This window comes from Thermoflexus hugenholtzii (assembly GCF_018771565.1).
GTDB classification, from domain to species: Bacteria; Chloroflexota; Anaerolineae; order Thermoflexales; family Thermoflexaceae; genus Thermoflexus; species Thermoflexus hugenholtzii_A.
The window spans coordinates 2697003-2709744 of sequence record NZ_CP076326.1 but is presented as its reverse complement, the minus strand read 5'-3'; the positions used below and the strand labels follow the sequence as shown (position 1 = coordinate 2709744).

7 protein-coding genes are annotated in these 12742 nt (G+C 67.8%); all 7 read left to right on the top strand.

All coding sequences use genetic code 11. The features are described 5' to 3' along the window. Positions 1-70: 70 nt before the first annotated feature. The 7 genes from KNN16_RS12265 to KNN16_RS12235 all read left to right on the top strand — a co-directional run bounded on the left by KNN16_RS12265 (position 71) and on the right by KNN16_RS12235 (position 12672). Positions 71-955, top strand: a complete 885-nt coding sequence (locus KNN16_RS12265) for a thermonuclease family protein (protein ID WP_303897225.1) — start codon at positions 71-73, stop codon at positions 953-955. A 20-nt stretch (positions 956-975) separates the two neighbouring features. Further along, entirely contained in the window at positions 976-1911 is a 936-nt protein-coding gene (locus tag KNN16_RS12260) for a hypothetical protein (RefSeq protein ID WP_303897222.1), read from the top strand. Between the two features lie 240 nt (positions 1912-2151). After that, positions 2152-6042 carry a DNA methyltransferase gene (locus tag KNN16_RS12255; RefSeq protein WP_303897221.1) on the top strand — a complete coding sequence of 1297 codons (3891 nt, stop codon included), beginning with the start codon at positions 2152-2154 and terminating at the stop codon, positions 6040-6042. 13 nt (positions 6043-6055) lie between these two features. After that, positions 6056-9262: a helicase-related protein gene (locus KNN16_RS12250; protein WP_303897219.1), complete on the top strand. Its 3207-nt coding sequence runs from the start codon at positions 6056-6058 to the stop codon at positions 9260-9262. Between the two features lie 163 nt (positions 9263-9425). Further along, positions 9426-10295 (top strand): ParA family protein, encoded by an 870-nt coding sequence (locus KNN16_RS12245; protein ID WP_303897217.1) that lies wholly within the window; start codon positions 9426-9428, stop codon positions 10293-10295. A 204-nt stretch (positions 10296-10499) separates the two neighbouring features. Next, positions 10500-10769, top strand: a complete 270-nt coding sequence (locus KNN16_RS12240; RefSeq protein ID WP_303897216.1) for a hypothetical protein — start codon at positions 10500-10502, stop codon at positions 10767-10769. Between the two features lie 595 nt (positions 10770-11364). Then, a complete protein-coding gene (locus tag KNN16_RS12235) occupies positions 11365-12672 on the top strand; it encodes an RNA polymerase sigma factor (RefSeq protein ID WP_303897215.1) in 1308 nt (435 codons plus the stop codon). Positions 12673-12742: the final 70 nt, after the last annotated feature.

Here is a 12742-nt window from a genome sequence, read left to right as displayed (position 1 = left end):
GGGTCTTTTCCGTTCGGTGCGACCGATGAGAAAGCGCTCAGGCCGCCGGATCCGCAGGCGGCAGGGGCGGATGAGTCGGGCGCTCCTTGCCGGAGCGGTGCTGTTCGGGCTCTGCCTGCTGTGCAGCGTCCCGGCGGCCCTCCTGAGCCCGGCCCCGACGCCGGCGCCCGCGCCGACCTTCCCCTCCGCGCCGGCGCCCACTCCGGCGCCGCCCGCTTCCCCCACGCCGGTCCCGACGGACACGCCTCTCCCTATGCCGACGCCGGCGCCCGCCGCGGACTCCGAGGCCCTGCGGGCCCTGCCGGGGGCGGACTGCGTCCCGCCCGGCCGCCCCGTGCAGCAAGCCCGGCTGGTCCGGGTCCTCGACGGGGACACCATCGAGGTGGAGATCGAAGGCCGGACTTACCGGGTGCGCTACATCGGAGTCAACACCCCGGAACGGGGCCAGCCCTTCTACGCTGAGGCCACGGCCGCCAACCGCTCCCTGGTGGAGGGCAGGCCCCTGCGGCTCGTGCGGGACGTCTCGGAGACGGACCGCTATGGGAGGCTTCTGCGCTACGTCTTCGCGGGGGAGGTCTTCGTCAATCGCGCTCTGGTGGAGGGAGGCTACGCCCAGGCAATGACCGTGCCGCCGGATGTTTCCTGCGCGGAGGCTTTCCGGGCGGCGGAGCGGGAGGCCCGCTCGGCCGGTCGGGGGCTGTGGGGTCTGCCGGCGCCCGCCCCGACGCCGACGGCCCCTCGCATCGGGCCGACCCGGACGCCGGCTCCGACGCGGGCGCCGACGCCGGCGCCGGCGGGGAACTGTCATCCGGCCTATCCCACGGTGTGCATCCCGCCGCCGCCGCCGGATCTGGACTGCGGGGACATCCCCTATCGCAACTTCCCGGTGGACCGCCGCTACGGGGATCCCCATCGCTTCGATGGGGATCAGGATGGGATCGGGTGCGAGCGATGAGATGAAGAAAGGAGGAGGAGATGGGCGCGAAGAGTCCGGATCCGATCCGCCGGCTGGTTTACTGCTTCTCCTCGGGGATTTCCCCCTCCCAGGAAGAGGCGAACGCGGGCCTGGAGGAGGTTCCGGGCCTGCTGGAGGAGGCGCGCCGGCAGGGGATCGATGTGGAGGAGGTGGATCTCTCGAAGCAGGACGAGGAGAAGCGGAGGGCGCTCTATGAGCAGGCTGCTGCCGCGGCGGTGAGGAGCCATTGTGGGATCCACAAGATCTTCGGCTCCCGCCGGCGCGGATACGGCCCCCATTTCGGCCGGGAGGCGCCGGCTCTTCTGGTCTATCGGGGAGAGGAGCGCATCCCGGCTGAGGTGTATCCGTGCCGTCGGAGGGGCCGGGTGATGTCCATCCGGGATTTCCTGAAGGGGCTGCCGGAGGCGGAGCGCTCTTTCGAGCCGATCCGCCGGGAGGATCTGGCGCGCCTGGCGGAGATCGCCCGGGGGGCCCTGGAGGATTTCATTCGGCGCCACCCGCGGTGGGCGCCATATCGGGAGCGCCTGGCGGCCATCGCGCTGTGTCAGGGGGCGGCCTGCCACTACCTGGATGGGCGGACGGGGGTGAAGGACTTCGACGTCTGGCTTTTCTTCTCGGAGATCCCCGGTCAGCCTTTTCCTTATCGCTGGCATTCCCGGTATGACTATGGTCCCTCGCGGTTTGGCCGGACGCCGGGGTTTTGGGGTCTTGGGCGGCGGGTGGACGTGCTGGGGCGCTCGCTGAAAATTTCTCCGGATGAGGATCCGGCGCGGGCGATTTCCGGATATCTGGCGAGCCGGAGGAAATCCGCGCGCCATCTTTGGGAGAAGGCGGTGATTCTTCTCGATCCGCCGGAGCGGCTGGGGGAGATCGTGTGGGAGGGCCGATGCGGATCCGGGCAGCAGCCGGGGGACCTTGCCTCCCCGGCTCGCTGAATTTATCATAGCTTCCAAACAAAAAGCGCCTCGCCCGGTGGCCGGACCGGCGAGGCGACGGCGCGGGGCGTCCGGGCGCCCCGGCGGGAAGAAGTGTAGCACGAAGCGCCCGCCGCGGGCAAGCAGCCCCGGCGGGCGTTTGGTTTGTGAGAGCAGACGATGAGCCAAACAGAGGAAGTCCTTGCCCCGGAGCCTTCCGGGGCGAACTCCTGCTGCAGGGATCTTCGGAGGTGAGCGGCGATGCGGGACCTGGAAAGCGTGCGGAGGCTGCTCGCCGGCTATGCCGCCCTCAAAGGCGCCAGAGCGTTCTTCGAAGGCCTCGGCTATCCGACCATCGATCCCCTCCCCGAGGATCTGGAAAAGATCCCCCAGGGCGCCCGGGAGGCGATCTCGTCCGTCCATCGGATCGTCCACCTCAAGGATGGCTTCCCCTTCCGGATCTTCCACGTCGAGCTGCGCGGCGGCCTCCGGCGCACCGACATCCGGCGCTTCCTGGAGTCCTATTACCGCCATAACCCGACCGGGGAAAACCTCTTCGTTTTCGCCCCGTCCGGATCGGCGGACGAGCTGGCCTTCGTCTCGCCGCTGCGGCTGCTGGATCCCCGGGACCCACATAAGGTCCGCCTCTGGCTTCGCATCCTCCAGGTCCGCAGGGAGGCGCCCTACCGCACGGACCTGGAGGTCCTGAGCCGGATCCGCGCGGACGGCGTCCGGGATCCCTCCGAGATCTGGAGGCGCCATCAGGACGCCTTCAGCGTCCAGCGGGTTACCGAGGAGTTCTTCCGCGACTACCAGGAGATCTTCGCCGAGATCCAGAACCGTCTGGCCCGGACCCATCGGGGGAACGGCCGGCTGTGGGCCCGCGACTACGCCCACCAGCTCCTCAACCGCATCATGTTTCTCTACTTCATCGCCCGCAAGGGCTGGCTCCAGGGTCCGGACGGCGAACCGGACCGCGACTTCATGCGCCATTTCTGGGAAGCCTACCGGGGGACAGGCGCCAGGGACGCCTTCCATCGGGACTGGCTGGACGTCCTCTTCTTCGAGGCTTTCAACAACCGCTGGCAGAACCGGGCGGAATACCAGAGCCGCTTCCCGGAATGGCTGAGGCGGTCCCTCTCCCAGGCCCCCTTCCTCAACGGCGGCCTCTACACCCGGCGTCCCGGCCTGGACGACCGCCTGGAGCGCTGGCTCCCCGACGAGATCTTCGCCCTCCTTTTCGAAAAGTGGACCGACGGCGCCCCGCCGGGCTTCTTCGAGCGCTACAACTTCACGGTGGTGGAGAGCGGCCGCTTCGATGAAGAGGTGGCCGTGGACCCCGAGATGCTGGGCACGGTCTACGAGCGGCTGGTCAACGTGACCTTCGAGGGCGAGGGCGAGGACCTCCGGGGCGCCGCCGGCATCTTCTACACGCCCCGCACGGAGATCGACCTGATGTGCCGGCTGGCCCTGGTGGACTGGCTGGGGAACCGGCTCCCAACAGGCGCTAAATCCCTTCTCTACCAATGGGTCTTCGCCTTTTCGGAAGAGGAGAAGCAGGAAGCCGATGAAGCCATCACCCGGCAGGACCTTTGGAACTCATTGGACGAGCTGGTCCGCCGGGTCCGGGTGTGCGATCCCGCCTGCGGCTCCGGCTCCTTCCTGGTGGGGATGCTCCTGGTCCTGGACGACCTGCAGGCCCGCTGCGATCGGACGCTGGGCCGCGCCGACACGCCCTACGAGCGGCGCAAGCGCATCCTGCAGGACCAGCTCTACGGCGTGGACGTGATGGAGTGGGCCGTCCGGGTGGCGGAGCTCCGCCTCTGGCTGCAGCTGGTGGTGGAGACGGAGCTGCGATGGTGGGAGGTGAAAGCCCGTCCCCTCCTGCCCAACCTCAACCTCAAGATCCGGCACGGGGACAGCCTGCTGCAGACCCTGGGGGATCTGGACCTCAGCCCCTTCCGCCGGGGCGAGCTGAGCATCCCGGCGCACCTGAAGGGCCGCCTGACCCAGCTTCTGGGCCGAAAGCGCCGCTTCTTCCAGGGCGAAGCGCCCGGGCTCACCGAGGAGATGCTGCGCAAGGAGGAGCGGGATCTCTTCCGGGACATCCTGGCGCACCGGATCCATGAGCTGGAGAACCGGATCAAGGCCGACCGGGAGCGCCTGCGCAGCGCCCAGGCCCATCGGACGCTGCCCGGGATGACGGCGCGGCCGCCGGAGGAGGCGGAGCGTCAGCGCCAGGAGCTGGAGGAGGAGCTCCGGAAGCGGGAGGAGGAGCTGGAGCGCCTCCGGGAGGCCCGGAAGGCCCTCGCCCCCGACCGCCCGCCGCCCTTCGTCTGGGACATGGCCTTCGTGGAGATCTTCGAGGACGAGAACCCCGGCTTCGACATCGTCATCGGCAACCCGCCCTACGTGCGCCAGGAGAAGATCCGGGACTACATGGAGCGGTTCGACCGGGAGGAATACCTCCGGCGCCTCAACGAGAGCCTGCGGGCCATCTACCCGGCCTTCTTGGGGAAGAGCCGCCGGATCAGCGGGCGGGCCGACTACTACGTGTATTTCTACCTCCACGCCCTCTCCCTCCTGGCCGACGGGGGCGCCTTCTGCTTCATCACCTCCAACTCCTGGCTGGACGTGGACTTCGGCAAGGACCTGCAGGAGTTCTTCCTGCGCTTCGGGCATCTCAGGATGGTCATCGACAACCGGGCCAAGCGCAGCTTCGCCCAGGCCGACGTGAACACCGTCATCGTCCTGGCCGGCCCGCCCGAGCGCCGGCGCCCGCTGACCGAGGAGGAGATGAAGCGCCGCCCCGTCCGCTTCGTCGCCTTCCGTGTGCCTTTCGAGGAGGCCATCAGCCCCGTGGTCTTCTCGGAGATCGAGGACGAGCGCCTCTATCAGCCCCTGGCGGGCTTCCGGGTCCTGCGCCGCCCCGAGTTCCGCGCCATCCTCACCGACCAGTGGTCGCTCTATCAAGAGGGGCTGGCCGAGCCGGAGGAGGACGAGGCGGCCCCCTCCGGGGGGAAGGCCCGCCGGCGGGGGAAGGGCGCGCCGGCCCTGGGCGGCATGGCCCTTCGCCCCTACGCCGGCGCCAAATGGGGCGGCAAGTATCTGCGGGCCCCCGACATCTTCTTCACCATCCTGGAGAAGGGGAAGGACCAGCTGGTCCGCCTGGGCGACATCGCCGAGGTGCGCTTCGGGATCAAGACCGGCGCCAACGAGTTCTTCTATCTGGAGCCGGTGGGGCGGACGGTGAAGGAGGCGGCGGCGCTGCGGGAGAAAGCCCCGCGGGCCCCCGTTCGGGTGCGCAACGGCGCCGGCTGGGAGGGGGAGATCGAGGCCGCCTGGCTGCGGCCGGTGATCAAGTCGCCGCGGGAGATCCGGACCCTGCGGGTGCGCCTGGAGGACCTGCGCTACCTGGTCTTCATGCCCCCGGAGGACATCCGGAAAGCCATCGACCAGGGCCGCCAGCCTCCCCTCTCCCGCTACCCGAAAGCCGCCGCCTACATCCGCTGGGGGGAGAGGCAGGGATACCCCACGCGACCCACCTGTGCGAGCCGGGCATGGTGGTGGGATTTGGGAAAGCGAGAGCCTGCAAATTTCATATGGCCAATGATTCATAATGATCGGGCGATCGTTGGCGTCCATGATCATCGAATTCAGGTCGATCACAACTTGTTTGAGATTGCTGGAGAGGGACAAGTCCTTTTGGCTGCTGTGATGGTCTCAAGCCAACAGGTCATTATTCGAGAATTATTTGGAAGATCAAGTCTCGGTGAAGGAGCTCTTAAGACAGAAGGCGTAGATATTGTGCGACTATTGACTATTCATCCTCCCACAATAGACCAACCTCAAGCCTGGGCTCTTCTAAACGCATTCAACCATCTTTCTCAGCGTCCCATTCGCAGCATCTTCGAGGAGCTTGGCTTTCCTCTGTGTCGGGAGCGCAAGTGCGGCCACCCCGAGCACCCGTATGAGCATGTGCGGCCGGAGGCCCTCACCCTGGAGCAGGTGCGGGCGGCCTCGCCGGACCGGTTCGAACTGGACCGGGTGGTCTTCGACGCGCTGGGGCTCACGGACGAGGAGCGCGTGGAGGTCTACCGGGCCGTGGCGCAACTGGTAAAGGACCGCCTGGTCAAAGCGAGGAGCGTGTAAGCGGAGGGCGGCCGTGGATCAGATCCCGGACCTCATCGACAACGAGCGGCACCGGCTGGGGGACGTGCTGAAGGGCCTGCTGGCCAACAGCCCGGACCTCCGTCTGGATGTGGCCACCGCCTTCTTCAACCTGCGGGGGCTGGAGGCCCTGGAGCCGGAGATCGAGCGGCTCCGGGCACTCCGCCTGCTCCTGGGCCAGGAACAGGAGCAGGCCTTCGTCCTCGGGGAGCGGCTGCTGGCCGAGCTGGAGGATGCCGCCGCCCGGGGGGAGATCATCGCCCGCGAGATCCGGCGCTGGCGCGACTTCCTGGCCCGGGATTCCGTGGCCGTGCGGCGCTACCGGAAGGCCTTCCTCCACGGCAAGGCCTACATCGTCGATGGCCTCCCCGTCCTGGGCGCCGTGGGCATCGTGGGCTCCTCCAACTTCACCGGCGCCGGGCTGACCATCAACCGGGAGCTCAACGCCGTCCTCAAGCAGGCATCGGCCGTTCGGGAGCTCCAGAGCTGGTTCGAGGCCCTCTGGCAGGAGGCCGAGGACTACAAGGCCGAGCTCCTGGAGCTCCTGGAGCGCTTCACCCGGACCTACACCCCCTATGAGATCTACATCAAGGCGATCTATGAGGCCCTGCGGGACCGGCTGGACCAGGAGCTGGGGGAGCGGGATGCCAGGCCCTCCCCCATCGCCCTGACGGACTTCCAGCGCGACGGGTATCTGGCGGCCCGGGAGATCCTGGAGAGCTACGGCGGCGTCCTCATCGCCGACTCGGTGGGCCTGGGCAAGACCTACCTGGCCCTGCGGCTCCTGGACGACTACGCCTACGGGGAGCGGCAGACGGCCCTCATCGTCTGCCCAGCGGCGATCCGGGAGACCGTCTGGCGGCCGCTGCTGCAGCGGTTTTCCATCCCCTATGAGCTGGTCTCCATGGAAGAGGTCAGCCGCCGCGACTTCCCCGTCGACGAATACGCCCGGCGGTTTCGGGTCATCGTGGTGGACGAGAGCCACAACTTCCGCAACCCGGGCGCCAACCGCTGGGAGAACCTGTTCCGGGTCATCGCCCGGGGCGATCCGGACAAGAAGGTCATCCTGCTGACGGCCACGCCGGTCAACAACACGGTCTTCGATCTCTACCATCAGCTGCGCCTGATCACCCGGGACGACCGCGGCTTCCTGCGGGCCGCGGGCATCCCCGATCTCTGGGATTACTTCCGCCAGGCCGAGGAGAACAAGGAGGCCCTCTACGAGGTCCTGGAGGCCCTGGCCGTCCGCCGCAGCCGGCCCTTCATCCGCCAGAACTACCCGGAGGCGGAGATCGACGGCCAGCGGATCCGCTTCCCCGAGCGGAAACTCCACACCGTCCGCTACAGCCTGAAGGACACCTACGGGCCGGATCTTTACCGGAGGATCGCCTCCACGATCGAAGGCCTCCTCCTCGCCCCCTATCAGGTGGAGCTCTACCGCAAGGCGCTGGTCGAGGCGCGCCGCCGGGCCAGGCCCATCCCGCTCTTCGAGGCCCCGGACGAAGGCGAGGAGGGCATGACGCGGCGCCTGCAGGAGGCGCTGGGGTGGTCGCCGGAAGAGGCCCGGGGCTTCCTGATGGCCGTGGGCCGCCAGACGGCCCTGGCCCACATCCTGCGGGTGCTGTATCTCAAGCGCCTGGAATCCTCGGCGGAGGCCCTGCGGATCTCCCTGCGCCGCCTGCAGCGCTTCCTGGAGCGCTTCCTTCAGGCCCTGGAGGCGGGGCGGCTGCTGAAGGCCGAGGACTACCGGCGGTGGCTCCGGATGGAGGGCGCCGACGAGGAGGGCCTGGAGGAGGAAGGGGGCTGGGAGGCGCTCCTGGCCTCCCTGCCCGCGCTTCCGGCGGACCGCTACGACCTCGCGAGCCTCCGCGCCGCCGTGCAGGCCGACCTCCGGTCCCTTGAGGGGATCCTGCGGGAGCTGGAGCGGGACCGCCCCGACGACAAGCTGGAGGCTCTGAAGCGGCTGCTGGCCTCCCGGGAGCTGCGGGGGCGGAAGATCGTCGTGTTCTCGTATTTCAAGGACACGGCGCGCTACCTTCACCGGCGCCTGAGCGGGGATCCCGCCCTGGCGGGCCGGCGCCTCGCCATCGTCGACAGCGACGTCCGGTCCGAGGAGCGGACGGAGCGGATCCGGCGCTTCGCGCCCCGGGCCAACGGAAGGCCGGATCTCCCCCCGGAGGAGCAGATCGACATCCTCATCAGCACCGACGTGCTCTCCGAGGGGCAGAACCTGCAGGACGCCGACGTCGCCATCCACTACGACCTCCACTGGAACCCGGTGCGCATGGTCCAGCGGGTGGGCCGGCTGGACCGCCTGGGCTCGCCCCACGCCGTCATCCACGTCTACAACTTCTTCCCGGAGGAGGAGCTGGAGGAGCTGCTCGGGCTGCTGCGGCGCCTGCGCGAGAAGCTGGACGCCATCAATCGCACCGTGGGGCTGGACGCCTCCATCCTGGGGGAGACCCCCAACCCGATGGACTTCAACATCCTGCGCCGGCTGGAGCGGGAGGATCCGGAGGCCCTCCAGGAGCTGGAGGAGGAGAGCGAGCTGACCGTCGGGGAGTTCCTCAAGCAGGACCTGCTCCGCTTCCTGAAGGCGGCGGGGGAGGAGCGGCTGCGGCGGATCCCCCTGGGCGTCGGGACGGCCCGGCGGCGCCGGGAGGGGCCCCGGGGGTTCTTCGCCGCCTTCCGCAACCCTCGGACCAGCCAGCACCACTGGCTCTTCTACGATGAGGAGCGCGACCGCATCCTGGAGCGGCGCCTGGAGGCCATCCGGCCCATCCGGTGCGAGCCCTCGGAGCCCCCCGCTCCCCTGCCGGAAGAGTTCGACCCCCGGCCCTTCATCGAAAAGCTGCGCCGGCATCTGTGGAACCGCATCCGGAGGGCCGCCCTGGAAGCCATCGAGCTCCCCGCTCCCCAGCGCCAGATCGTGAACTGGCTGCGCGCCCTCCCGCCCTCGGCGGAGCGCAACCGCCTGCTGGCCTACTTCGAGGCCCGCCCCCTCTCGGGGCCGGACCTCCAGGCCTTGCGGCGCCTCTGGCGGGAGCGCTCGACGCAGCCGCCGGAGGAATGGCTGAAGCGCCTGGTGGACTTCATGGAAAGCCATCCCCATCCTCCGTCCGCGCCCGGGGAAGCCCCAGGCGACTCCGCTCCGGAGCGCGAGGAGGATCTCGAGTGCATCGTCTGGATGCGGGTCTTGTGAGATCCGGATCGCTCGCCGCAAAGGATCCGGGAGATCCCGGAGAAGGGTCGAGAAGCGCTCCGGAGAGAGGAGATTGAATCGCTCCTCTTGAGGGAGGGCTTCGATGGCCGGGGCAAGAACGAAGGCCGTTTTCTCCGGCATGGCGTTGGGAAAGGAGGAAGCCATGGGCGGTCTGCCGAAGGTGATCGCTACGGTGAACTTCAAGGGGGGAGTGGGGAAAACCACCGCCACCTGGCTGCTGGCTCGTGTCGCCTCCGAGGAGGACCCGGTCCTGGTGATCGATGCCGACGCTCAGATGAGCCTGACCACAGCCGTGGAGCTTTCCGAAGAAACCGGGAGGTTCCCCGAGGATTTCGAGCGCTGGTTTCGAGCCCATCAAGAAGCCAGGCGAACCCTCTTTGATGCCATTGACCAGTTCACCCGAGGAGGAGGATACTTCGATTTCCCTATCGATGGACGGGTGGCTTTCCGAGTCCATGAGCGCCTCTGGTTGATCCCGGCCACCAGCGATCTTTACTGGCTCACGCTGGAAGTCTTCGACCGTGATCAAATGCAAGGCTTCGCTCATGCCCTGGTTCTCAAATTCGCGAGGGCCGGCGCCGGTTTTCGTTATGTGTTCTTCGACTGTCCGCCCTCTTTCACGGTCCTCTCGTATTCCATCCTAACCAACTGCGATTTAATTCTCGTGCCGGTTAATCCGGATGTGTTTGCGGATCGAGGGCTGAATATCCTGCTGGAGGGTTTGGAGCTCCAGCTGCAACCGCATCCCTTCCCCAAAGTGGCGGTCTTTATGAACCGGGCCCGCCTGTATCGTGGGGGATTCACGCGGGAGACCCGCTATTACTGGGAGCAGGTAGGGGCGATCTGCCGCAAGTGGCTCGAGAAGGGAATCCCCATTCGCCCGCTGCGGACCTTTCTGCCGGAGCGGGCGGATGTTCGCAAGAGCATTCCAAAGGGTGGAAGGGTTCCGGAGGATCTTCGTCAGGAGCTCCGCAAGCTATGGCAGGAGATTCGAGAATTCCTGGGAGGATGAGGGATGCGCGAGGAGATCGAGCGGGCGCGTCGGCTGCTGGATCGGATTGAGCAAGATGCGCGGGCTCTTCGGGCCCTGCTGGAGCGGCTGGAGGCAAGGGCAGAGGTGGAAAGGGATTCAGGAACGCAGTCCGCCCGACGAGGGCGGAAGCGAGAGGAGATCCCTGAGGATCCAGCCTTCTGGCGACAGGCGCTGGAGGAGCTGTTGAAAGATTTTCAGGAAAGGGGGCGGGAAGCGGTGCAGGGCTTTGCGGAGAGGCACACCTTGCGCTTTCTGCTTGCTTTCATGCAGGCGCATCACATTCCAATCCCTGGCAAAGGGCGGCCCTCGAAGGCCCAAATTGAGGAGGAGCTGTATCAACGTCTTCGAGAACGACGAGCGTTAGAGCAACCCGTGTTCTCCTCTCCTCCGAAATCTGAAAAAGAGGCGGAAAGGCCCCAGGGATTCGAGGAGCCGAAGGCGATGGAGAGTTAAACTCCCGCCCTGTGTTCCCTCTCGCAAGCGGAAGGGCCAACCCGATGTGGTGAGAACGGGCGGCAGATGGCCCTCGGGGAGATTCATCGGGTTTATTATGCCGCCCTCTAAGTCCCTGTGGAGTACCACCCGGAATGCGTGGAGATCGAGCTCCTTCGTAACTTTCCTTCCCGGGGATGCGGTATAATCTGGCGAAATCGCCGGAGATCCCGTGAGGGCGAGGATCCGGGAGAGGTCCGCCGGTTGAGGCGGATCGGTGTTCCCGTCCCGCCTGCGGTGCGGATGGCCTGCCGGTCGGAGGGGCCGGGCTCAGGGCGCAAGGCGCTTTCCTCGATCTTTCCCCCCATGGGCATCTCCGCTTTCCGGGGATCCCCCCGCGCGATGAATGGGAGCTCCGGAACCGGGTGTTCACCCCGGCGGAGGTCGCTGCGCTCGACAACCACGAGGCAGCCGGCAACCCGAAGCGCTCCCCATAGGGAGGCGCTGTGGTTCCCCTGGCGCCCAGCGCTCCGCCGCGAATTCGCCCGTTGACGACGGATGCGAGCGATCCAGAGCGGCAGCTCGGGCCTCATCGATTCCGTGAAAAAGGAGCGCGATGGGAAATCCGACCGGCCTTTCCCCAACCGCTTTCGAGGCTTCAGAGGAGGCCATCGCGGCCCGGATGCTCCAGGGCGATCCGGAGGCCTTCTCCTGGCTTTACGAGCAGTATTTCCCCCGCCTCTATGATCTGGCCTGCCGCATGCTGGGGGATCCGGATGAGGCAATGGATGTGGCTCAGGAGACCTTCCTCAAGTTCCTGGAAGGCCGTCCTCGCCAGCCTCCCCGCCATTTCCGGGCTTACCTCTACGCCATCGCCCGCCGGGAGATTTACGACGTTCTCCGAAGATCCCGCCGCCACGTTCGATGGGCGGAGGGGGAGCAGGAGGAAGCCGAGGAGGCAGAACCCCGAGCGCCGGATGAAGGGGCGGAAAGGGAAATCCTCCAGAGGGAGCGGATGGCGTTCCTCCGGGAGGCCTTGCAGGCGCTCCCGGAGGAGGAAGCCATGCTGCTGGATCTGCATCTCCGCCACGGGCTGACCCCCGCGGAGCTGGCCGTGGTCTTCGGCCGCTCCAGCGGGGCCATCCACACCCGCCTGAGCCGGGCCCGCGATCATCTCGAGGAGGCGATGGCTGCCTGGATCCTCCTTCGCGTGGGCCGGCGGGCATGCCCCACCCTAACGGCGATCACAGGAGGGCCGGAAGAGCCGCCCCCGGCCCTCACCCCGGACCTGCGCCGGGCTCTCCGACGGCATCTGGAGGGTTGCGCGGCGTGCCAGGAGACGCGCCGGCGGTATCTTTCGGCGGCGGAATGGCTGGGCGGGCTCACCATGCTTTCCCCTTCGCCGGAGGGCGCCCGGCGGGCCCGGGAGCGCCTGAGCCAGGCGGCGCGGGCCCTGACAGCGGGAGGGGTCGCCGTGGGGGCGGCAGGCGCGGCCGGGTTGGGCGTCCTGAAGGGTCTGGGGATCGCGCTCCTGACGGGCGCGGTGATACTGGGCCTGGCCGCCGCCGCCCTCGGGCTCTGGATCACGGGGTCCGGATCCGCTGAAGTGCGTGTGGAGAACCGGAATTGCCCCCCGCTGGTGGGTCCCTCGCCCGCCGTCCGCCTGCTCCGGATCCTGCCCAACGTGGAGGTGCCCGTTCGGATCGAAACGGGCGCGACAGAGATCGCCCGCATACCTCCGGCCACCCTCACCCTCCAGCGCCGGGGGGAGGGGATCCGGGTGGCGGCCTATGGGATGGGCTTCGATCTCCCCATCGAAGGCTTGACGGCAGCCGAATGGGATGGGGCCGATCTGCCCTCCGGACCCCATGCCATCTCGCTGCGCCCGGGGGAGCGGCACATCCTCCGGGTGCGCTGCCGGTAGCTTGTAAGATCCCCCGGGCTTCGGGCGTCTCATGAGTAGAGCGCCTTGACCGCAGGGCCGCAGCGGCGGA